General features: G+C 60.6%; 20 protein-coding genes, 1 tRNA gene and 1 pseudogene. 15 read left to right on the top strand and 7 right to left on the bottom strand.

Annotated elements, in window-relative coordinates:
• Positions 1–8: 8 nt before the first annotated feature.
• Positions 9–527: a 2-amino-4-hydroxy-6-hydroxymethyldihydropteridine diphosphokinase gene (gene folK / locus HBO24_RS08910; RefSeq protein ID WP_169990386.1), complete on the bottom strand. Its 519-nt coding sequence runs from the start codon at positions 525–527 to the stop codon at positions 9–11.
• A complete protein-coding gene (gene folB / locus HBO24_RS08905) occupies positions 518–871 on the bottom strand; it encodes a dihydroneopterin aldolase (protein ID WP_057440310.1) in 354 nt (117 codons plus the stop codon). Before folB ends, folK begins: the two co-directional genes overlap by 10 nt.
• 74 nt (positions 872–945) lie before the next feature.
• Here folB and plsY point away from each other — a divergent pair, with 74 nt between their 5' ends.
• Complete coding sequence (plsY, locus tag HBO24_RS08900) at positions 946–1,515, top strand: glycerol-3-phosphate 1-O-acyltransferase PlsY (RefSeq protein ID WP_057440309.1); 570 nt, start codon at positions 946–948, stop codon at positions 1,513–1,515.
• 33 nt (positions 1,516–1,548) lie between these two features.
• Here plsY and tsaD read toward each other — a convergent pair whose 3' ends face one another.
• Complete coding sequence (gene tsaD / locus HBO24_RS08895; RefSeq protein ID WP_170059564.1) at positions 1,549–2,574, bottom strand: tRNA (adenosine(37)-N6)-threonylcarbamoyltransferase complex transferase subunit TsaD; 1,026 nt, start codon at positions 2,572–2,574, stop codon at positions 1,549–1,551.
• 203 nt (positions 2,575–2,777) lie between these two features.
• Here tsaD and rpsU point away from each other — a divergent pair, with 203 nt between their 5' ends.
• The 14 genes from rpsU (at position 2,778) to pqqE (ending at position 20,326) form a co-directional block, all read left to right on the top strand.
• Positions 2,778–2,993, top strand: a complete 216-nt coding sequence (gene rpsU / locus HBO24_RS08890) for a 30S ribosomal protein S21 (RefSeq protein ID WP_002551877.1) — start codon at positions 2,778–2,780, stop codon at positions 2,991–2,993.
• Positions 2,994–3,438: 445 nt separating this feature from the next.
• Entirely contained in the window at positions 3,439–5,409 is a 1,971-nt protein-coding gene (gene dnaG, locus HBO24_RS08885) for a DNA primase (protein ID WP_115129134.1), read from the top strand.
• Positions 5,410–5,476: 67 nt separating this feature from the next.
• Positions 5,477–7,327, top strand: a complete 1,851-nt coding sequence (gene rpoD / locus HBO24_RS08880) for an RNA polymerase sigma factor RpoD (protein WP_057444304.1) — start codon at positions 5,477–5,479, stop codon at positions 7,325–7,327.
• A gap of 124 nt (positions 7,328–7,451) precedes the next feature.
• Complete coding sequence (locus HBO24_RS08875; RefSeq protein WP_170059563.1) at positions 7,452–11,195, top strand: bifunctional diguanylate cyclase/phosphodiesterase; 3,744 nt, start codon at positions 7,452–7,454, stop codon at positions 11,193–11,195.
• Between the two features lie 15 nt (positions 11,196–11,210).
• Positions 11,211–11,287, top strand: a tRNA-Ile gene (locus tag HBO24_RS08870).
• Positions 11,288–11,399: 112 nt separating this feature from the next.
• Positions 11,400–11,861, top strand: a complete 462-nt coding sequence (locus HBO24_RS08865; protein ID WP_057440306.1) for an Lrp/AsnC family transcriptional regulator — start codon at positions 11,400–11,402, stop codon at positions 11,859–11,861.
• A 146-nt stretch (positions 11,862–12,007) separates the two neighbouring features.
• A complete protein-coding gene (locus HBO24_RS08860) occupies positions 12,008–13,699 on the top strand; it encodes an NAD(P)/FAD-dependent oxidoreductase (RefSeq protein WP_170059562.1) in 1,692 nt (563 codons plus the stop codon).
• Positions 13,700–13,710: 11 nt separating this feature from the next.
• Positions 13,711–14,505: a carbon-nitrogen hydrolase family protein gene (locus HBO24_RS08855; RefSeq protein ID WP_170059561.1), complete on the top strand. Its 795-nt coding sequence runs from the start codon at positions 13,711–13,713 to the stop codon at positions 14,503–14,505.
• 50 nt (positions 14,506–14,555) lie between these two features.
• The gene (pqqF, locus tag HBO24_RS08850) at positions 14,556–16,943 is read left to right on the top strand and encodes a pyrroloquinoline quinone biosynthesis protein PqqF (RefSeq protein WP_170059560.1); all 2,388 of its coding nucleotides are present in this window, start codon (positions 14,556–14,558) and stop codon (positions 16,941–16,943) included.
• Positions 16,944–17,106: 163 nt separating this feature from the next.
• Positions 17,107–17,181: a pyrroloquinoline quinone precursor peptide PqqA gene (gene pqqA, locus HBO24_RS08845; RefSeq protein WP_003194766.1), complete on the top strand. Its 75-nt coding sequence runs from the start codon at positions 17,107–17,109 to the stop codon at positions 17,179–17,181.
• A gap of 75 nt (positions 17,182–17,256) precedes the next feature.
• On the top strand, positions 17,257–18,168 hold the full coding sequence (gene pqqB, locus HBO24_RS08840; protein ID WP_057440302.1) for a pyrroloquinoline quinone biosynthesis protein PqqB: 912 nt from the start codon (positions 17,257–17,259) through the stop codon (positions 18,166–18,168).
• Between the two features lie 10 nt (positions 18,169–18,178).
• A complete protein-coding gene (gene pqqC / locus HBO24_RS08835; RefSeq protein ID WP_115129146.1) occupies positions 18,179–18,931 on the top strand; it encodes a pyrroloquinoline-quinone synthase PqqC in 753 nt (250 codons plus the stop codon).
• A complete protein-coding gene (gene pqqD / locus HBO24_RS08830) occupies positions 18,928–19,203 on the top strand; it encodes a pyrroloquinoline quinone biosynthesis peptide chaperone PqqD (RefSeq protein WP_032858571.1) in 276 nt (91 codons plus the stop codon). The genes pqqC and pqqD overlap by 4 nt, the downstream gene beginning before the upstream one ends.
• A complete protein-coding gene (pqqE, locus tag HBO24_RS08825; RefSeq protein ID WP_057440300.1) occupies positions 19,175–20,326 on the top strand; it encodes a pyrroloquinoline quinone biosynthesis protein PqqE in 1,152 nt (383 codons plus the stop codon). Before pqqD ends, pqqE begins: the two co-directional genes overlap by 29 nt.
• A gap of 4 nt (positions 20,327–20,330) precedes the next feature.
• Here pqqE and HBO24_RS08820 read toward each other — a convergent pair whose 3' ends face one another.
• From HBO24_RS08820 to HBO24_RS08805, 4 genes and pseudogenes are all read right to left on the bottom strand, one after another.
• Positions 20,331–20,489: a YqaE/Pmp3 family membrane protein gene (locus tag HBO24_RS08820; protein WP_081044318.1), complete on the bottom strand. Its 159-nt coding sequence runs from the start codon at positions 20,487–20,489 to the stop codon at positions 20,331–20,333.
• 97 nt (positions 20,490–20,586) lie between these two features.
• Positions 20,587–20,907, bottom strand: coding sequence for a DNA-binding transcriptional regulator (locus HBO24_RS08815; RefSeq protein ID WP_057440299.1), 321 nt, complete (start codon positions 20,905–20,907; stop codon positions 20,587–20,589).
• Positions 20,891–21,254 (bottom strand): annotated as a pseudogene (locus HBO24_RS08810) (type II toxin-antitoxin system RelE/ParE family toxin). Before HBO24_RS08810 ends, HBO24_RS08815 begins: the two are co-directional and overlap by 17 nt.
• Before the next feature lie 234 nt (positions 21,255–21,488).
• On the bottom strand, positions 21,489–22,769 hold the full coding sequence (locus tag HBO24_RS08805) for an aminotransferase class III-fold pyridoxal phosphate-dependent enzyme (RefSeq protein ID WP_057440297.1): 1,281 nt from the start codon (positions 22,767–22,769) through the stop codon (positions 21,489–21,491).
• Positions 22,770–22,936: the final 167 nt, after the last annotated feature.

Genomic DNA, 22,936 nt, shown 5'->3' with positions numbered 1-22,936 from the left:
GCCCGCGCCTACAGAAGAGCGTCCGGGGTCAGTTGCCGGTCGCGCCATTTGAAGGCAACCGGGGCCAGCACCTGCTCAATCTGTGCATCCCGCCACAGCACGGCAAATGTCTTGCCCACTTCAGGATGCACACGCTCCGGCGCCATCAACGACAGCGGCCACAGCACAAACGCGTTCTTCAGGATCTCTGCGCGCGGCAACACCAGCCCGTCGAAATTCCCTGTCAGGTCGCCATACAGCAGCACATCAATATCCAGGGGCAAGCCCTTGCGATCCGGTGCGTAACGGCCATTGTCAGCCTCGATGGCCTTCAACCGGCGGTCCAACTCCATCAACGACAGATCGGTATACGCCGACACCACCAGGTTGAAAAACGGCCCACTCTTGATCCCCACCGGCTGGCTTTCGAACACGGCGGAACAACGCATATCGGTCAAAAAGCCATCTAACGCCTCAAGCCCCGCCTGCAAATGGGGCTCGCGCTCGATATTACTGCCAAGACCAAGGTAAACCTGAGTTAGCGACATCCGCGCTCGATCTCCACGCCCACGCCCTTGGCGGCCGGGACGGCACCGGGCTTGGTCAACTTGAGGTGCAGCCAGGGGATCTGGAACTCCTCCATCAAGACTTGCGCCAGGCGCTCGGCGAACGTTTCCACCAGTTGGAACTGCGCCTGCTCGGCAAACGCCTGGATGCGCGTGCAAACACTGGCGTAATCGAGGGCCAGGGTCAGGTCATCACCGGCTGCGGCGGGGCGATTGTCCCAGGCGAAACTCAGGTCCAGGCGCAGGCACTGACGGATACCGCGCTCCCAGTCGTAGGCCCCGATTACGGTGTCAACTTCCAGGCCTTCGATAAACACTCTGTCCAAGCACTCTTCTCCACAGCACGACAAGGGCGCAATGCCCCGTTAGAATCAAGGCGTCCTCGCCCGGAATAGTTAGCATGTCTTGGTTACTGGCGACCCTCGCCTACCTGCTCGGCTCGCTGTCCTTTGCCATCTTGCTCAGCCGCCTGACGGGAAATCCCGACCCGCGAATGAGTGGCTCAGGCAATGCCGGCGCCACCAATATGTTGCGCCTGGCCGGCAAGAAGCTCGCCGTACTCACGCTGCTTGGCGACGTGTGCAAAGGCCTTTTGCCCGTACTGATCGCCGATCTCGCCGGCCTCTCCCTGCAACAACAAGCCTGGATCGGTGTATGCGCCGTCCTCGGCCATCTGTTCCCGCTGTACTTTCGCTTTCGCGGTGGCAAGGGCGTCGCAACGGCGGCCGGCATGCTGCTGGGGATCTACCCACCGGCAGCCCTGCTAGCGGTGGCCGCCTGGCTGCTGACGTTCTACCTGACCCGCACCAGCTCCCTTGCCGCATTGATCGCCACGCCCCTGACCCTGCCATTGCTGGCCTGGCAGGAGCCGGCGGCCCTGCTGCCGATGAGCGTACTCACCCTGCTGATTGTATGGCGCCATCGCGGCAATTTACGCGACCTGTTTGCCGGGCGCGAACGGCATTTTTAAATACGCCGGCTGAACCCGCCTCATGTTCGTCGATCACAACGGCGGCAATTGCTCCATCGGCCAACGCGCCTGCACGCTGATGGCCAGGCTTTCATGCTGGCCAGCCTGCAATCGCTGGCAACCGGCGAAGGCGATCATCGCGCCGTTGTCGGTGCAGAACTCGGGGCGAGCGTAAAACACCTCGCCCTTGAGGTCGCCGAGCATTTTTTCCAATGACAGACGCAAGGCCTTGTTGGCGCTGACGCCGCCTGCAATGACCAGGCGCTTCATGCCGGCCTGTTTCAAGGCACGCTTGCACTTGATGGTCAAAGTCTCCACCACCGCCTGCTGGAACGCCAGAGAGATGTCGCAACGGGCTTGCTCGCTGTCGTCCCCGGCGCTGACGCTTTGCTGCCAGGTGTTCAAGGCAAAGGTTTTCAAGCCACTGAAGCTGAACATCAGGCCAGGGCGATCACACATCGGGCGCGGGAAGGTATAGCGCCCGGCCACGCCTTTTTCCGCCAGACGCGCGATTTCCGGACCACCGGGATAATTGAGGTTCATCATCTTGGCGGTCTTGTCGAAAGCCTCACCGGCAGCATCGTCCAGGGTCTCCCCCAGCAGCGTGTACTGGCCGATTGCATCGACCTGAACCAGCTGCGTATGGCCACCGGAAACCAACAAAGCGACGAACGGGAACCCAGGCGGGTTTTCTTCCAGCATCGGCGCCAGTAAATGGCCTTCCATATGGTGCACGCCGAGGGCTGGAATACCCCAGGCAAACGCCAGCGCCTGGGCGCAGGAGGCCCCAACCAGCAGGGCCCCGACCAATCCCGGGCCGGCGGTATAGGCGATGGCATCAATCTCGGTGGCGACGCAACCGGCCTCGTTCAACACCTGACGAATCAGTGGCAGCATGCGTTTGACGTGATCCCGGCTGGCAAGCTCGGGCACCACGCCGCCGTAGGCCCGGTGCAGGTCGATCTGACTGAACAGCGCATCGGCCAAAAGCCCGCGTTCACTGTCGTAAAGCGCGACGCCGGTCTCGTCGCAGGAGGTTTCTAAGCCCAGTACTAACATGGGTTTGCGCCTTGTAGAGGCTGAATTCGAAGGCGCGCATAATAGTCGCCACTTCCCCTCCCGACTAGCGGTTTTCGATCAGAGGCTTTGCATTCCGGGCAATGAGGGGTTAACATCCGCAACCCTTAAAAACCGACGACCTCAGCCGCGAATTTTTTGCGACGAGAACGTTGATTCCCGGTAATGAAAGAAGGTAGCTCTGGATGCCAGCCGTCAAAGTAAAAGAGAACGAACCCTTCGACGTAGCTCTGCGTCGTTTCAAGCGCTCCTGCGAAAAAGCCGGTGTTCTGGCTGAAGTTCGTAGCCGCGAATTTTATGAGAAGCCAACTTCTGAGCGTAAGCGCAAAGCAGCAGCCGCTGTTAAGCGTCACGCCAAGAAAGTTCAGCGCGAGCAGCGCCGCGCCGTTCGTCTGTACTAATACACAGACGTTCGTAGCAAGCTTCTGCCAAGCCCGGCCCTCAGTCGGGCTGTTGGCATTTGCGGATATCGCTTGATGCTTCACCGTCGACGCCGCACATGCGACCGAGACAAAGCTTCACACGTCAGGACTGGCTCTTTTGCCAGCGGTGCGCGTCTCTTCTGACGAGCCTATCAAGGCTACTGACGAGCACACTTATTTTCCAAGCAGGCGATCAATAGGTCGACTGTGCCCCATGATGAGCTCCCGAGGCCGCACTGGCCGCGACCGGACTCCAGGGCAACACTTTCAAACACGTCGAAGACTGATTGGAACTACCGTCAGTGAACACTCGACAGATACACTTCCTGACAGCCCAAACAGACATTTGATGATCAAGCCGCCAACATGCGCGCCTTGAGTGCGTCACGGGCTCTCATTTACACGCAGTGATGACGAGAACGCCATGGCCGGGCTAATTCCCCAGAGCTTTATTGACGACCTTCTGAACCGCACCGACATCGTCGATGTTGTCAGCTCACGCGTGCAAATGAAAAAGGCCGGCAAGAACTACACGGCCTGCTGCCCGTTTCACAAAGAAAAGACCCCATCGTTCAGCGTCAGCCCCGACAAGCAGTTCTACTACTGCTTCGGCTGCGGCGCGGGCGGCAACGCCCTCGGCTTTATCATGGACCACGACAACCTGGATTTCCCCCAGGCCGTCGAGGAACTGGCCAAAGCCGCCGGCATGGAAATCCCCCGCGAAGAAAGTGGCCGGCCGCACAAACCACGCCAGCCCACCGACTCACCGTTGTACCCGTTGCTCACCGCCGCCGCCGAGTTCTACCGCCAGGCCCTGAAAAGCCATCCGCAGCGCAAGGCCGCCGTGGACTACCTCAAGGGCCGCGGCCTGACCGGGGAAATCGCCCGCGACTTCGGCCTGGGCTTCGCCCCGCCGGGCTGGGACAACCTGTACAAGCACCTGAGCAGCGACACCCTGCAGCAAAAAGCCATGATCGACGCCGGCCTCCTGGTGGAAAACGCCGAGACCGGCAAGCGCTATGACCGTTTCCGCGACCGAGTGATGTTCCCGATCCGCGACAGCCGTGGCCGTATCATCGCCTTCGGCGGCCGAGTACTGGGTGACGACAAACCCAAATACCTGAACTCCCCGGAAACCCCGGTTTTTCACAAGGGCCAGGAACTCTACGGCCTGTTTGAAGCGCGCAAAAACAACCGCAACCTCGATGAAATCATCGTGGTTGAAGGTTATATGGACGTGATCGCCCTGGCCCAGCAAGGCCTGCGCAATGCCGTCGCGACTCTCGGCACCGCCACCAGCGAAGAGCACATGAAGCGCCTGTTTCGTGTGGTGCCCAGCGTATTGTTCTGTTTCGACGGCGACCAGGCCGGGCGCAATGCGGCATGGCGTGCCCTCGAGGCCACCCTGTCGAGCCTGCAGGATGGCCGCCGCGCACGCTTCCTGTTCCTGCCCGAAGGCGAAGACCCGGACACCCTGGTGCGCTCCGAAGGCACCGACGCGTTTCGCGCGCGCATCCACCAGCACGCACAGCCGCTGGCCGATTATTTTTTCCAGCAATTGACCGAAGAAGCCGATCCGCGCTCCCTCGAAGGCAAGGCCCACATGGCCACCCTCGCGGCACCGCTGATCGACAAGGTGCCCGGCGCCAACCTCAAGGCCCTGATGCGCCAGCGCCTGCTGGAAATCACCGGCCTGAGCGGCGAAGCGGTCAGCCAGCTGGTGCACAGCGCGCCCCAGGACGCGCCACCGGCCTATGACCCGGGCTTCGACTACGATGCCATGCCGGACTACGCTGACTTCCACCAGCCCCAAGAAGCCTTTGTGCCTCAACAGGACTGGACGCCGAAGAAACCCGGCGCCGGCGGCAAGAAATGGGACAAGAAGCCCTGGAGCAAAAACGGCAAGCGCGGCGATCGCGACGAGGCCTACGCCCCGCGCACGCCGGTGGCCGTGGAGGCGCCGACACTGATTGCCCTGCGCACCCTGATCCACCATCCGCAACTGGCGGGAAAAGTGGAAAGCGCCGAACATTTTGCCAACGAAAGCAACACCTATGCCCAGGTGCTAATTGCCCTGATCGAGGCCGTACAGAAAAATCCTAAACTAAACTCTATTCAGCTTATGGCTCGCTGGCACGGCACGGAACAAGGCCGCTTGTTGAAGGCTCTCGCGGAAAAGGAGTGGCTAATTGACGGCGATAACCTTGAACAACAGTTTTTAGACACCATTACTAGGTTATCCGCGGGCCAGCACACGCAGACCCTCGATGAACTCATCAAGAGAGCAAGGCAGCCGGGATTGTCGGCTGAAGAGCAAATTCAGATAGCAAAACAGATGCGCGACCTCTTAAAACAGAATGTTTCCGCATCAAACCCGACCTCAGCTGGCGTGTGAGGTCATAGCTCGGGTATAATCCTCGGCTTGTTTTTTGCCCGCCAAGACCTTCAGTGGATAGGGTGTTATGTCCGGAAAAGCGCAACAGCAGTCTCGTATCAAAGATTTGATCCTCCTGGGTCGTGAGCAGAAGTATCTGACTTACGCAGAGGTCAATGACCACCTGCCTGAGGATATTTCAGATCCTGAGCAGGTGGAAGACATCATCCGCATGATTAACGACATGGGGATCCCCGTACACGAGAGTGCTCCGGATGCGGACGCCCTTATGTTGGCCGACTCTGATACCGACGAAGCAGCCGCTGAAGAAGCAGCCGCCGCGTTGGCAGCAGTGGAGACCGACATCGGTCGCACGACTGACCCTGTGCGCATGTATATGCGCGAAATGGGTACGGTAGAGCTCCTGACACGGGAAGGCGAAATCGAAATCGCCAAACGTATCGAGGAAGGCATCCGTGAAGTGATGGGCGCAATTGCGCACTTCCCAGGCACGGTTGACCATATTCTGTCCGAGTACACTCGTGTGACCACCGAGGGTGGCCGCCTGTCCGACGTCCTGAGCGGTTATATCGACCCGGACGACGGCATTACTCCGCCGGCTGCCGAAATACCGCCGCCTGTCGACCCGAAAGCCGTGAAAGCGGACGACGAAACCGACGACGACGAAGCTGAAGCCAGCACCGACGACGACGAAGAAGTCGAAAGCGGTCCGGATCCCATCATCGCAGCCCAGCGCTTTGGCGCGGTCTCCGATCAGATGGAACTGGCGCGCAAGGCCCTGAAGAAGCATGGTCGTGGCAGCAAGCAGGCAACCGCCGAACTGCTGGCCCTGGCTGAGCTGTTCATGCCGATCAAACTGGTACCGAAGCAATTCGAAGGCCTGGTTGAGCGGGTTCGTAGCGCCCTTGAGCGTCTGCGTGCACAAGAGCGTGCGATCATGCAGCTCTGTGTCCGTGATGCGCGCATGCCGCGTGCCGACTTCCTGCGCCAGTTCCCGGGCAATGAAGTTGACGAAAGCTGGACCGACGCACTGGCCAAGGGCAAAAGCAAATACGCTGAAGCCATTGGTCGCTTCCAGGCCGACATCGTTCGTTGCCAGCAGAAGCTGACTGCACTGCAGACCGAAACCGGTCTGACGATTGCCGAGATCAAGGACATCAACCGTCGCATGTCGATCGGCGAGGCCAAGGCCCGCCGCGCGAAGAAAGAGATGGTTGAAGCGAACTTGCGTCTGGTGATCTCCATCGCCAAGAAGTACACCAACCGTGGCCTGCAATTCCTCGACCTGATCCAGGAAGGCAACATCGGCTTGATGAAGGCTGTGGACAAGTTCGAATACCGTCGCGGCTACAAGTTCTCGACTTATGCCACCTGGTGGATCCGTCAGGCGATCACTCGCTCGATCGCCGACCAGGCCCGCACCATCCGTATTCCGGTGCACATGATCGAGACCATCAACAAGCTCAACCGTATTTCCCGGCAGATGTTGCAGGAAATGGGTCGTGAACCGACCCCGGAAGAGCTGGGCGAACGCATGGAAATGCCTGAGGATAAAATCCGCAAGGTATTGAAGATCGCTAAAGAGCCGATCTCCATGGAAACCCCGATCGGTGATGACGAAGACTCCCATCTGGGTGACTTCATCGAAGACTCGACCATGCAGTCGCCAATCGATGTCGCCACCGTTGAGAGCCTTAAAGAAGCGACGCGCGACGTACTGTCCGGCCTCACTGCCCGTGAAGCCAAGGTACTGCGCATGCGTTTCGGCATCGACATGAATACCGACCACACCCTTGAGGAAGTCGGTAAGCAGTTTGACGTGACCCGCGAGCGGATCCGTCAGATCGAAGCCAAGGCGCTGCGCAAGTTGCGCCACCCGACGAGAAGCGAGCATTTGCGCTCCTTCCTCGACGAGTGATCACAAAACCCCCAGGCCCAGGCCTGGGGGTTTTGCTTTGTGCAGATTAAATCCTCCCCGCGTCACTCCCCCTCGCAATGCCCGTCTACACTCGAAATATTCCCCGTGCCATAACGAGACCGTTATGCCCAGACTGCCGACCGTGCTACTGCTGTCGCTGCTGACCTGGACCGCGACGGCTGGCGCGTTGACTCTCACAGATGAAGAGCAGGGCTGGTTGGCGGACCACCCAGAGTTGCGCCTGGGCGTTGATGCCTCGTGGCCGCCGTTTGAATATCGCGATGAAGAAGGTCGCTATCAGGGCCTGGCCGCTGACTATGTGCGGCTGCTCCAGGAACGCCTGGGCATCAAGATCAAGCTGATAGAACCGGCCAACTGGAGCGCATTGCTGGAGCAGGCGCGGAACAACCAGCTCGACCTGTTGCCGGGCATCATGTCCACCCCGGAGCGCCAGGGCTTCCTCGCATTCTCCCGGCCTTACCTCGACTTCCCCATCGTCATTCTCGCCCATGAAGGCGGTGCCCAGCCCCGCTCCCTCAAGGACCTGTATGGCCTGAAGATCGCCGTGGTGGAGAACTATGCCCCCCACGAATTGCTGCGCACCCACCATCCCGACCTGAACCTGGTGGCGATGCCCAATGTCAGCTCGACGTTGCAGGCCCTGGCCACCGATGAGGTGGACGCCGTCGTCGGCGACCTCGCCTCCAGCGTCTGGAGCCTGCGCCAGCTCAAGCTCGACGGCTTGTATGTCAGTGGCGAAACGCCCTATCGCTACCAACTGGCAATGGGCGTGCCTCGAGAGAACAAACTGCTGATTGGCATTCTGGATAAAGTGCTCGCCGACCTCAGCCCCAGCGAAATTAACGAGATCCAGGAGCACTGGGTCGGCAATGTCATTGATCACCGGGCGTTCTGGGCCGACTTGCTGCTCTACGGCCTGCCTGCCGTGCTGCTGTTAAGTACCGTGCTGGCCATCGTCATTCGGATCAACCGCCGGCTCAGTTCGGAAATTTCCCGCCGGGTAGCCCTGGAGCAAAAACTGCGCAGCAGCGAATACCATTACCGTGGGCTGGTAGAGAGCCTCTCCGCCATAGCCTGGGAAGCTGACATCAACGATTTCACCTACAGCTACGTGTCACCCCACGCCGAAGAACTACTGGGCTATCCACGGGCTCACTGGCTGATCCCCGGCTTCTGGCGCAACATCATTCACCCCGCCGACCTGACCCGCGCCGACAGCTTCTGCAAGCAGGAAACCCGCGCCAACCGCGACCACAGCATTGATTACCGGGTGATCACCGCTGACGGCCGCTGCCTGTGGGTCAGGGACATTGTCAGCCTGATCAAGTATGGGCATGAGCCGGTTCTGCGTGGCCTGATGATTGATATCAGCGAGGCCAAGCGCACCGAGGAAGCGTTGCGGCTCTCGCAGGAGAAGTTCGCCTCGGTGTTCCAGCAGTGCCCGGACATCCTGGTAATCGCCCGCCTGTCCGATGGCTGTCTGCTGGAGGTCAACAAGGCATTCGAGGACCAGATTGGCCTGAGCGCCGCAGACGTCATTGGCAAGACCGCTACCGAGCTGAACATCTGGGGTATCCAGGGTGTGGGGCCCAACCTGCTCAAGCGCGTGCAGAGCACCAGTATCCGTAACCTGGAGATGCCGTTCCTGCGCAGCAACGGCCAGGCGTTTACCGGGCTGATTTCTGCCGAACCCTTCCAGCTCGATACCACCGCAGCCTTGGTAGTGGTGGTGCGGGATATCACCCAACTGAAGGAAACCCAGCAACTGCTGCAGACTACCGAAGAGAAGTTCGCCAAGGCCTTCCACGCCTCGCCGGATGGCTTGTTACTGACCCGCCAGAGTGATGGCCTGCTGCTGGAAGTCAATGAAGGCTTTAGCCGTATCACCGGGTTCAACAGTGCGATGTCCCTGGACCAATCGACCCTGGACCTGGGCATCTGGGTGGACTTGAACGAACGCAAGCACATGCTCGAGCTGCTGCAGCGCGACGGCCTGGTGCGTGATTTCGTCTGCCATATCCGACGCAGTGACGGGCAGATTCGCCTGTGCGAGGTGTCCAGCCGCCCACTGCCCATCGGTGATGACGATTGCATGCTGACCATCGCCCGCGACATTACCGAACGCCAGTTGATGCAGGAAAAACTGCAACAGGCCGCAACAGTTTTCGAAAGTACCGCCGAAGGCGTATTGATCACCGATACCCGGCAGAACATCAGCGCCGTCAACCGTGCCTTCAGCGAAATCACTGGCTACAGCGAAGCCGAAGCCCTGGGCCACACCCCACGCCTGCTGGCTTCCGGCCTGCACGACAGCGCCTTCTACGCGGCGATGTGGCATCAATTGACCGCCAACGGCCACTGGCAAGGCGAGATCTCCAACCGCCGCAAGAACGGCGAGTTGTATCCCAGTTGGCTGACCATCAGCGCCGTGCGCAATCACGACCAGTCGATCACCCACTTCGTGGCGGTATTTGCCGATATCTCCAGCCTCAAGCACGCCCAGGCACGGCTTGACTACCAGGCGCACCACGACCCGCTCACCGGCCTGCCCAACCGCACTCTGTTTGAGAATCGCCTGCAGGCCGCCCTCAATAACCAACAGGAAACCGGCAGCCAGGGTGCGGTGCTGTTTCTCGACCTCGACCGTTTCAAACACATCAACGACAGCCTCGGCCACCCGATTGGCGACCTGCTGCTCAAGGACATTGCCGTGCGCCTCAAGGAGCAGTTGCGCGATATCGACACCGTGGCCCGCCTGGGCGGTGACGAATTCATCATCCTGCTGCCCGGCCTGCAACAAGCCAGCGACGCCCAGCACCTGGCCAATAAACTGCTGGCCTGCTTCACCCCGCCCTTCCAGGCGGGCGAGCACGAGTTCTTTATCAGCGCCAGCATCGGCACCAGCTTCTATCCCCAAGACGGCATCGACGTTGCCACCCTGGTCAAAAACGCCGATGCCGCCATGTACCGCTCCAAAGCCAAGGGCCGCAACCGGGTCGAGCGCTACACCCAGGACCTCACCGCCCAGGCCAACGAGCGCGTCGCCCTCGAACACGAACTGCGGCGCGCCTTAGAGCGCGAAGAACTGTTTCTGTATTACCAACCCAAGCTGAGCCTGGAGACCCAACAACTGATCGGCGCCGAAGCCCTGATCCGCTGGCGCCACCCGACCTTCGGCGACGTGCCTCCCGAACACTTCATCGCCCTGGCCGAAGAAAACGGCATGATCCTGCAAATCGGCGACTGGGTCCTGGAACAGGCTTGCCGACAACTGCACCAGTGGCGCAAGTCCTATGACTACTTTGGCCCACTCTCCGTCAACCTCGCCGGTGCCCAACTGCGCCACCCCAACCTGCTGGGGCGCATCGAGCAACTGCTCCGGGACAACCACCTGGAGCCCGGTTGCCTGCAACTGGAAATCACCGAAAACTTCATCATGAGCCAGGCCGAAGAAGCCCTGGAAGTACTGCATAAACTCAAGCGCCTGGGCGTACAGCTGGCCATCGACGACTTCGGCACCGGCTATTCATCCTTAAGCTACCTCAAGCGCCTGCCCCTGGACTTCCTGAAAATCGACCAGTCCTTCGTCCGCGGCCTGCCGGATGACCCCCACGACGCCGCCATCGTGCGCGCCATCATCGCCCTGGGTCACAGCATGCAATTCACCATCATCGCCGAAGGCGTAGAAACCCTCGCCCAACAGGCCTTCCTCACTGACGAAGGCTGCGAACAAATGCAAGGCTACATCGTCAGCCTGCCCCTGCCCCCCGACATATTCGCCGCGACCTTCCTTCACATGACCCATTCGGATTTTTCGGATAGCACAGTGGAGAAACCATCGTTATAATCCGCGACCTACTGAGGGCCTATAGCTCAGTTGGTTAGAGCAGGGGACTCATAATCCCTTGGTCGTAGGTTCGAGTCCTACTGGGCCCACCATCTCTAAAAGCCGCGCACTGCGCGGCTTTCGCGTTTCTGGCGGTCCCCCCAAGCACCACTGGCCATGAGCCTGTAACATGCTCCCCCATTGCCGCCCACGCCGGAGCCCATCTTGTCCGCCACCCGCCCTCCCGTTCTCGATGAAATCGACCGCCAACTAATCGCCGCCTTGCAGCTCAACGCCCGTGAAAGCGTGGCAATGCTTGCTCGGCAATTGGGGATTGCCCGCACCACGGTGACCTCGCGCCTGGCGCGTCTGGAAAAGACTCAGGTGATTACCGGTTATGGCGTGCGCCTTGGCCAGCGGGTGGTGGATGGGGGGCTGCAGGCGTATGTGGGGATCACGGTGCAACCGCGTTCCGGCAAGGAAGTGCTGCGCCGACTCAGTGCCATGGCTCAGGTCCAGCAGCTGTGTGCGGTCAGTGGTGAGTTTGACTATGTAGCCTGGCTGCGCACCGATTCGCCGGAGCAGCTGGATCAATTGCTGGACCAGATCGGCAGTGTCGATGGGGTGGAAAAGACCACCACCTCGATCATCCTCAGCAGCAAACTGGATCGCGGCCAGCCAATCTGACCGCCAGCTTCGTCACTTCGACTAAAAACAAATCAAACCGACGACACATTGCGTCTTATTAACGAGCGCTACGCTCCCTAGAATGGCTGCCATCTTTTCCTATACTTCACGGGTCGTGCCCCGCGGAGTTGCCAGCAAGGTCAGCCATGAACGCCACTCACAAGAACAATCGCCACCCTGCAGACGGTAAAAAACCTATCACCATCTTTGGTCCGGACTTCCCGTTCGCCTTCGATGACTGGATCGAACACCCGGCCGGGCTGGGCAGTATTCCTGCCGCCAACCACGGCGCCGAAGTGGCGATTGTCGGCGCGGGTATTGCCGGGCTGATAGCCGCCTACGAGCTGATGAAGCTCGGTCTCAAGCCGGTGGTGTATGAAGCCTCGAAAATGGGCGGGCGCCTACGCTCCCAGGCGTTTGAAGGAGCCGAAGGCATCATCGCCGAACTGGGCGGCATGCGTTTCCCGGTGTCGTCGACGGCGTTCTACCACTATGTGGATAAGCTGGGACTGGAAACCAAGCCCTTCCCCAACCCGTTGACCCCGGCTTCCGGCAGTACCGTGATCGACCTGGAAGGCCAGACCCATTACGCACAGAAACTCGCGGACCTTCCTGCGCTGTTCCAGGAAGTGGCTGACGCCTGGGCCGACGCCCTGGAGGCAGGTTCGCAGTTCAGCGATATCCAGCAAGCCATTCGCGACCGCGATGTACCACGGCTCAAAGAGCTGTGGAACACCCTGGTGCCGCTGTGGGATGACCGCACCTTCTACGACTTCGTCGCCACGTCCAAGGCGTTCGCCAAGCTGTCGTTCCATCACCGCGAGGTGTTCGGCCAGGTAGGTTTCGGCACAGGTGGCTGGGACTCGGACTTCCCCAACTCGATGCTGGAAATCTTCCGGGTGGTGATGACCAATTGCGACGACCACCAGCACCTGGTGGTCGGTGGCGTGGCGCAGGTGCCCATGGGGATCTGGCGCCACGTGCCGGAGCGTTGCGCCCATTGGCCAGCCGGCACCAGCCTCAGCTCCCTGCACCATGGCGCGCCCCGGGCTGGGGTCAAGCGCATTGCCCATTCTGCCGACGGGCGTTTCGCGGTCACCGACAATTACGGCGACACCCGGGAATACGCCGCCGTGCTGACCACCTGCCAGAGCTGGCTGCTGACCACTCAGATCGAATGCGACGAAAGCCTGTTCTCGCAAAAAATGTGGATGGCTCTGGATCGCACGCGCTATATGCAGTCGTCGAAAACCTTTGTCATGGTCGACCGGCCTTTCTGGAAGGACAAAGACCCGGAAACCGGCCGCGACTTGATGAGCATGACCCTCACCGACCGCCTGACCCGTGGCACCTATCTGTTCGACAACGGCGACGATAAGCCAGGGGTTATCTGCCTGTCCTACTCGTGGATGAGCGACGCCCTGAAAATGCTGCCGCAGCCCATTGATAAACGGGTGAAGCTGGCCCTCGATGCGCTGAAAAAGATCTACCCGAAAGTCGACCTCAAGGCGCGGATCATTGGCGACCCGATCACCGTCTCCTGGGAGGCCGACCCGCACTTCCTCGGCGCGTTCAAGGGCGCGCTGCCGGGCCACTACCGCTATAACCAGCGCATGTACGCGCACTTTATGCAAAAGGATATGCCGGCCGAGCAGCGCGGGATTTTCATCGCGGGCGACGACGTATCCTGGACCCCAGCCTGGGTCGAAGGCGCAGTGCAGACCTCGCTGAACGCGGTTTGGGGCATCATGACCCACTTCGGTGGCAGCACCCACCCGCAAAACCCGGGGCCTGGGGATGTATTCGATGAGATCGGCCCCATCGCCCTGGCCGAATAAGGAGTCAAGCCATGCGTGTCGCCCTGTACCAATGCCCGCCATTGCCGCTGGATGTGGCCGGCAATCTCAAGCGCCTGCATAGCGTCGCCCATGAGGCGTCCGATGCAGATGTGCTGGTGCTGCCGGAGATGTTCCTCACCGGCTACAACATCGGTGTTGAAGCAGTGGGCGCGCTGGCCGAAGCGCAAGATGGGCCATCGGCACAAACCATTGCCGAACTGGCACAGAACGCGGGCCTGGCAATTCTGTACGGCTACCCGGAGCGGGCCGAAGATGGGCAGATCTACAATGCCGTGCAACTGATCGACGCCAATGGCCAGCGCCTGTGCAACTACCGCAAGACGCACTTGTTCGGTGATCTCGATCACTCGATGTTCAGCGCCGGCGGCGACGAATTCCCCATCGTCGAGTTGAACGGCTGGAAGCTGGGATTCCTCATCTGCTACGACCTGGAGTTCCCGGAAAACACCCGGCGCCTGGCCCTGGCCGGCGCCGAGTTGGTCCTGGTACCGACGGCCAACATGGTGCCCTTCGACTTCGTCGCGGATGTCACCGTGCGGGCACGGGCCTTTGAAAACCAGTGCTATGTAGCCTACGCCAACTATTGCGGGCATGAGGACCAAATCCAGTATTGCGGGCAAAGCAGCATCGCGGCGCCGAATGGCCAACGTGTCGCCCAAGCCGGCCTGGATGAAGCGCTGATCGTCGCCACCCTCGACCGCCAGGCAATGCGCGACGCGCAAGCGGCCAATCACTACCTGGCAGACCGGCGCCCCGAGCTATACGCAGCGCTGCACAAGCACTGACCACCGCGCTTTGCGCTAGCATAGGCACTTCCTACGTTCTGGAAGTGCCCATGCCTGTGCCGGCCCACCCTCATTATTTACAACTGCCCCTGGCCAATGGCCTGCGGGTTTCCCTGCGTCATGCCCCACGCCTCAAGCGCTGTGCAGCAGCCTTGCGGGTAGCGGCTGGCAGCCATGACGCGCCGTTGGCCTGGCCGGGGCTGGCACATTTTCTCGAGCACCTTTTGTTTCTCGGCACCGAGGCTTTTCCTGCACCCGACGGTTTGATGGCTTACGTGCAGCGCCACGGCGGGCAGGTCAACGCCAGTACTCGCGAGCGCACCACCGACTTCTTCTTTGAAGTGCCCACCCCGGTGTTTGGCGACGCGCTGCAGCGCCTGGGCGATATGCTCGCCCACCCACGCCTGGCCATGGACGAACAGCTGCGCGAGCGTGAGGTGTTACAGGCGGAGTTTGTCGCCTGGTCCCAGGATGCCGAGGCACAGCTTCAAGTCGCGATACTTGAAGGCCTGGCAACTGGGCATCCGCTGCGGGGGTTTCATGCGGGTAATCGCGACAGCCTGCCGGTGCCACAGGAGGATTTCCAACAAGGGTTGCGCGGGTTTTATCAAGACTTCTATCAAGCCGGGCAAATGACCTTGAGCCTTGCCGGCCCACAGTCGCTCGAGGAGCTGCAAGCCCTGGCCCAGTGCTTTGCCGACAGCCTGCCCTCAGGCCACCTACGCCCGCAGCAGGCGCCACCGGCATTGATGGACGGCGATCAACATCGCTATCAACACCTCGACAAACAGCATCTGCACCACCTCATCGCCTGTAATGCACCCCGTGAAGCCCTGGAGTTCCTCTGCACCTGGCTGAATGCCGAAGCGGCCGGTGGTTTGCTCGCCGAGCTAAAAAGCCGGGAGTGGGCCAGCGCGCTACATGCCAAGGTGCTGTACCAATTCGCCGGGCAGGCGCTGCTGGATATCGAATTCACCCTGGGGCCAAAGGGTTCACAGCAGGCCCCGGCCATCGAAGCGCTGTTAAACGACTGGCTGGGCTTTTTCGCTCATAGCGACTGGACGGCGCTGCGTGAAGAGTACGCCGTGCTGGTCGACCGCCAGCGACAAGTCCGTGGTGCCCTGGCTCTGGCGCGCCAGGACAGTGAACACCTCGAGGCGCAACTCTCCGAGCCGCACTGCCAGGCCCTCAAGGCCATGCTGAATACGCTGCAACCGACACCCGCGCAACAGACCTGGCAACTGCCGCCGAGCAATCCATTCCTGCAACGGGCACCCCAGGAACAACGTCCCGGACTGATTCGTGGCCAGACCAGCGCCCATCGCGGCTTGCGTACCTTTGCCCAAGACCGCTCCCGTGGCCGGCGCGAACTGCCAGGCCTGTCGTTCAGCCAAGCATTGCCTGCCGATAGCGACGAAGGCGCCCTTTACCTGCGCTGGCAGTTGGATTCGCCCATGCATTGCCTGGACAACAGCCTGCAAACACTGCGGACCAACGCCCGTCAGGCCGGAGTGGAATTATCCTTCGAAGCCGTAGGCAATGACTGGCTGCTGAAAATGAGCGGGCTGCATGAACCGATGCCGGCCATCGTCGAGCAACTGGCACGGGACCTGACCCAGCCCGCTGCCAACCTTTGGTACAACGCACTCGCCTGCCCGGCGCCGCAGATGGCCATTCGCGAACTGCTCAAGGTACTACCGACCTGTTTTGCCGACACCGCTAACGGCAACGCGCTACCTGACCGGTGGGCCACCGCTCGCTGGCAAGGCTTGGGCATTGGCCTACCGGCTGCGTGCGAAATGGCGATCAAAAATGCGGCGGCACGCCTACCCGGACACTGCACCGACAGTGAACACAAAGCCCTGCCCATCAACGGCCAACATCGCTGGCAAACCGTCACAACCGATGGCGTCGAAGCCGCCTTGCTGCTGTTTTGCCCGGCCCCCAGCCAATCCCTCGCAGACGAAGCCGACTGGCGGTTGCTCGCTCACCTGGCGCAGGTCCCGTTTTACCAACGCCTACGTGTCGAGTTGCAAGTGGGCTACGCAGTATTCAGTGGCATCCGACAGTTCAATGGGCAAACCGGCCTGCTGTTTGGCGTGCAGTCGCCCAATGTCGCGCTTGCGGGCCTGCTCGAACACATCCAGGCCTTCCTCACGCAACTGCCAGCCTTGATCAAGGGGAACGACGACTTGGGCAACACCACCCTGGCCCAGCAGTTCTCGCCACAGACACTGCCCAACGCCCAAGCCGCCGAGTTGCTCTGGCAGGCGCATTTGGCGGGGCATGGCGCGGACTATCTTGAGCAACTGCAACAGCTGATCCAGGCCCGCAACCGTCAGAACCTCGTCGATGCGGCGCAGCAACTCAAGCAAGCCGCCGGCGGCTGGCAGTGCCTGGCCAATGGTGCGGCGGTGGGCGATTACTGGCAGCAATGAAGCCAATCGTTGCCGATGCTGCAAAAGGCTTTTTCTGCCAAGACAGCGCTAGCTCGGCGAGAAATGGGTAATATTCCCACACACATCTGAACATCTCCGCCAGGAGGTGGACTATATGTATTACTTGGTAGTAAACGTCCCATCCCTTCGTAGGAGTATGAATATGACTTGGTCCAAACCTGCTTACACTGATCTGCGTATCGGTTTTGAAGTCACCATGTACTTCGCCAGCCGCTGATTGCTTTTGTATTGCAATGCAACGCCTCGGCTCGCCGGGGCGTTTTTATTTTGAGTCTTGTGTGAAGGAGCGGCGATGTTTGTCCAGATTCTAGGTTCAGCCGCCGGTGGTGGCTTCCCGCAGTGGAACTGTAACTGTGTGAACTGCGCCGGCTTTCGCGACGGCAGCCTGCGTGCCCAGGCGCGCACCCAATCGTCCATCGCCCTCTCCGATGACGGCGTGAACTGGGTGCTGTGCAACGCTTCGCCGGATATCCGCGCCCAATTGCAGGGATTTGCACCGATGCAACCCGGCCGCGCACTGCGTGATACCGGGATCAGCGCAATCATCTTGATGGACAGCCAGATCGACCACACCACCGGCCTGCTCAGCTTGCGTGAAGGCTGCCCGCACCAGGTATGGTGTACCGACATGGTCCATGAAGACCTGAGCACCGGTTTCCCGCTGTTCACCATGCTGACCCATTGGAATGGCGGCCTGGATTGGCAACGCATCGAGCTGGATGCCAGCTTCACCATTCCCGCCTGCCCCAACCTGCGCTTCACCCCGCTGCCCCTGCGCAGTGCCGCACCGCCCTACTCGCCCCATCGGTTCGACCCGCACCCCGGTGACAATATCGGCCTGATCGTCGAAGACCTGCGTACCGGCGGCAAACTGTTCTATGCCCCGGGCCTGGGCAAAGTGGACGCGCCGCTACTGGAAATCATGGCCGGCAGCGACTGCCTGCTGGTGGACGGCACGATGTGGGATGACGATGAAATGCAGCGCCGTGGCGTCGGCACCCGCACCGGCCGCGAAATGGGCCACCTGGCACAGAACGGCCCCGGCGGCATGCTAGAGGTCCTGGAGCAACTGCCCCAGCAGCGCAAGGTGCTTATCCACATCAACAACACCAACCCGATCCTCGACGAAGACTCGCCCGAGCGCGCCGAGTTGGCCCGGCGCAATGTAGAAGTAGCCTACGACGGCATGAGCATTGAACTGTAGGAGAGCCCCAATGACCGATACACCGCTGAACCCCGCCGAGTTTGAACAGGCCTTGCGGGCCAAGGGTGCCTTCTACCATATCCACCATCCCTACCACGTGGCGATGTATGAAGGCCGGGCCACCCGCGAGCAGATCCAGGGCTGGGTCGCCAACCGCTTCTACTACCAGGTGAATATCCCACTGAAGGACGCCGCGATCCTGGCCAACTGCCCGGACCGGGAAATCCGCCGCGAGTGGATCCAGCGTTTGCTCGACCATGACGGCGCCCCCGGCGAAGACGGCGGCATCGAAGCCTGGCTGCGCCTGGGCCAGGCAGTGGGCCTGGACCCGGATCAACTGCGCTCCCAGGAACTGGTGCTGCCCGGCGTGCGCTTTGCCGTGGATGCCTACGTCAATTTCGCCCGCCGGGCCAGTTGGCAGGAAGCCGCCAGCAGCTCGCTGACCGAGCTGTTCGCCCCGCAGATCCACCAATCGCGCCTCGATAACTGGCCCCAGCATTACCCGTGGATCGACCCTGCCGGCTACGAATACTTCCGCACCCGCCTGGGCCAGGCCCGGCGCGATGTCGAACACGGGCTGGCGATCACGCTTACGCACTACACCACCCGCGCCGGCCAGGAGCGGATGCTGGAGATTCTCCAGTTCAAACTGGACATCCTTTGGAGCATGCTCGATGCCATGAGCATGGCCTACGAACTGAACCGCCCGCCCTATCACAGCGTGACCGCGCAGCGGGTCTGGCATAAAGGGATCACCCTATGAGTTTCGACCGCAGCAAAAAACCGACGTGGCGCCAGGGTTATCGCTACCAGTACGAGCCGGCGCAAAAGGGCCATGTGTTGCTGTACCCCGAAGGCATGATCAAGCTCAACGACAGTGCGGCGTTGATTGGTGGCTTGATCGACGGTGAGCGCAGTGTGGCGGCCATCATTGGCGAGCTGGAGCAGCAATTCCCCGGCGTGCCCGAACTCGGTGAAGACATCGAGCAATTCATGGAGGTCGCACGTGCAGAGCACTGGATCGAACTTGCCTGACAAGCCCGAGATTGGCCTGCCGCTCTGGTTGCTCGCCGAGCTGACCTATCGCTGCCCGCTGCAATGCCCGTATTGCTCCAACCCGCTGGACTTCGCCGAGCAGGGCAAGGAGTTGAGCACCGAACAATGGATCAAGGTGTTTCGCGAGGCCCGGGAAATGGGAGCGGCGCAATTGGGGTTTTCCGGAGGTGAGCCGCTGGTGCGCCAGGACCTCGCCGAGCTGATCAGTGAAGCCCGCAAGCTGGGGTTCTATACCAACCTGATCACCTCCGGCATCGGCCTGACCGAGCAGAAGATCAGCGACTTCAAAAAGGCCGGCCTGGACCATATCCAGATCAGCTTCCAGGCCAGCGACGAACAGGTGAACAACCTGCTGGCTGGCTCCAAAAAGGCCTTCGCGCAGAAGCTGGAAATGGCCCGGGCAGTGAAAGCCCATGGTTATCCGATGGTGCTGAACTTCGTCACTCATCGACACAATATCGACAAGATCGACCGCATCATCGAGCTGTGTATCGCCCTTGAGGCGGACTTTGTCGAGCTTGCCACCTGCCAGTTCTATGGCTGGGCCCAGCTCAACCGCGTCGGCCTGCTGCCTACCCAGGAACAACTGACCCGCGCCGAGCGCATCACCAACGAATACCGCGCCAAGCTGGAAGCGCAAGGTCATCCGTGCAAGCTGATCTTTGTCACACCGGACTACTACGAAGAACGCCCGAAGGCCTGCATGAATGGCTGGGGCAGTATCTTTCTGACAGTAACGCCAGACGGCACCGCCCTACCTTGTCATGGCGCCCGACAGATGCCGGTACAGTTTCCCAATGTGCGCGACCACAGCATGCAGCACATCTGGTACGACTCGTTTGGCTTCAACCGTTTTCGCGGCTACGACTGGATGCCCGAGCCGTGCCGCTCGTGCGACGAGAAAGAAAAGGACTTCGGCGGCTGCCGCTGCCAGGCGTTCATGCTGACCGGTGACGCCAGCAACGCCGACCCGGTGTGCAGCAAGTCTGCCGATCACGGCATCATCCTTAATGCCCGCCTCGAAGCCGAGCACGCCACGCAGACCATCGAGCAATTGGCTTTTCGCAATGAGCGAAACTCACGGCTGATTGCCAAAGGCTGACGGCTCAGCGCTTGGCGATGATGTACACCGCATGCACGATACCTGGGATGTAGCCGCACAGGGTCAACAGGAGATTCAGCCAGAATGCGCCGGCGAAGCCCACTTGCAGGAACACACCCAAGGGCGGCAACAGAATGGCGATGATGATACGAATGAAGTCCATGGGTCAGCTCCAAAAAATCGGCTCGTGTGAGCCGTACAGCTAATCGACACTGGCCGCGCGTGAGGGTTCAGTGGAATCTGGCACCGGGCCATCCTCCTCAGGCGAGGATGTCCAACCCGTGCTTTTGCACAATGCTCAATAGCTTGAGCGCCATACCACTGGGTTGCTTCTCGCCGGATTCCCATTGCTTGACTGTCGAGGCGCTGGTGTTCAGGTAGCGGGCGAACACCGGCTGGCTGACATGGCTACGTTCGCGCAGCTGCTTGATCTGGGCGGCAGGTATCTGCGCCGGCACAGGTGCAATGCATAGCTCATCGAACTGCCGAAGGGTGGTCTTGCTGATGGCGCCAATCGAATGCAGCGCGCTGGCCGATTGGTGAATGGACTCCAGCGCTTCAGTTTCATATTTTTTGCGCATGATCTATCTCCACAAACTCCCTGAGATCCAGTAATTGCTGGATCTGTATTTCGTTTAAGCCTTTAGGCCTTTGCCAATGCCCTAAACCCAGCCAATTCCTTGTGGCTGATATTGCTTTGATCTTGCTTGGCGAACAGAAACTGATAAACCCAGTAATGCCTGCCCTTTGCCAAAACGATGGAACGATGCCGGTTGTGATTGAGGCGTTTCTTCCAGACTCCACCACCCAAGTTATCCGCCTGGCCCCTGAGCATTTCGCCAAATGCCTCCCCCAATTCCGAATCGCAGGTCCAGGCTTTGCTGGCGGCATCAGCAAAATGCCGGCTTTTGAACAGTCTGAGCTTCATAGGCATCCCTTCCCCAAAAACATACCACCCAGTGGTAGACATTAAAAATAGGGCACGCACAAAAATCTCAGCCCCCTACCGGCACTCCCTGCCGGCGCCTGCAAAAAAGCCATTTTTTTCGACGGATCTCAAGCCTCCTTTTCAATCCAAAAATGACACACAAAAAAACGCCCCCAGCCAAAAAAATCAGGCTGGAGGCGCCGCGTATAACGCGAGACGGTTCAGGAATAAGGGTTAAACAGCGATGCCCTTGCGGCATTGCAGTTGAGCGGTGTGCACGCGGGAAAACGCGCGGGCCAGACGCAGCAGCATTTCGTCAATATTGCTCTTGCTTAGCGTCAGCGCCGGGGTAAAGCGCAGGCAGTCGGGTTGTGGGGCATTGAGGATCAAGCCTTCGTACAGCGCCGCCTTTACCACGGCATCTGCCGAATCATCCGACAAGGTCAGGCCCCACAACAGGCCCTGGCCTCGCAGTTCGCCCTGTCCATAGCGGTGAGCAACACGGGCCAGGCCTTCGCCCAGGTACTGCGCGGTATCACGTACGTGTTCGAGGAAGCCGTGCCCCAACACGCTATCGAGCACGGCGACGCCGGCCGCAGCCATCAGCGCATTGCCGTGGTGGGTGCCTTCGAGCTCACCCAGTTCAAAACAACAGGCTTTGCCACGGGCCAGCAACGCCGCCAATGGCACTCCGCCCCCAAGGCCTTTACCCAGGGCGACGATATCGGCGCGCACACCGTAGCGCTGTTCCGCCAGCAAGGTGCCGCAACGCCCGATCCCGGTCTGCACTTCGTCGAGGATCAGCAGGATCCCCAGCTCCCGGCACAGCCGCTCCACTCCCTTGAGGTAATGCTCGGTGGCCGGAACGACGCCGGCGTCGCTCTGGATCGGCTCCAGCATGATCGCCACGGTTTGCGCATCAACGGCGGCATGCAAGGCCGGCAGATCGTTGAACGGTACGTGGCAGAAGCCCGGCAGTTGCGGCTCGAAACGATTGTCGCCAGCACCTGCCGAGGCCGCCAGTGTCGCCAGGCTGCGGCCGTGGCAAGCGTTGCTGGCGGTGATGATGCGGTAGGCGCCGCCACGATGCAGTTGGCCCCACTTGCGCGCCAACTTGATGGCCGCTTCGCAGGCTTCTGCACCGCTGTTGAGCAGGTAGGCCTGGTCGCTACCGGTGCTGTGGCACAGGCGGTCCACCAGGTTCAGTTGGCTGCGGTTGTGCAGCCCGATGCCAGGGTTGATCAGCGCTTGCGCCTGGTCAGCCAGCGCACGCACCAGTACCGAGGGGCTATGGCCGAGACTGTTGGCTGCGCCGCCCTGGGTAAAGTCCAGGTAGGCACGGTCTTCGCTGTCCCACAGCCAGGAGCCCTGGCCGCGTACGAAAACCTGTGGCGGACGGGCCACGGTGGGCATCAGGGATTGGCTGGAAAGCTCATCGCGCAGCATCGGTTTTTTCGCGTCCAGTAACAGGTCATCCAGACTCGGTGCCGGGCGGCGCAGGTTGAACAGATTCATGCCTGCACACCCCGCAGGCTGTTGGCAACCCTCGATTGACGGAAGCCCGGCAAGTCGTTTTTTGCCTTGCCTATGTAAACACCATCGCTGTAAACGGTATTCATCGCGCTTTCTGGCCCTGTAAGCCTTGTGAATAGGCGCTAGACTAGGCGCCTTGGGGGCGTACA

This window comes from Pseudomonas sp. WS 5410 (genome assembly GCF_012985645.1).
Taxonomy (GTDB): Bacteria; Pseudomonadota; Gammaproteobacteria; order Pseudomonadales; family Pseudomonadaceae; genus Aquipseudomonas; species Aquipseudomonas shahriarae.
The sequence above is the reverse complement of the archived record's forward strand: the minus strand, read 5'-3'. Positions and strand labels throughout refer to the sequence as shown.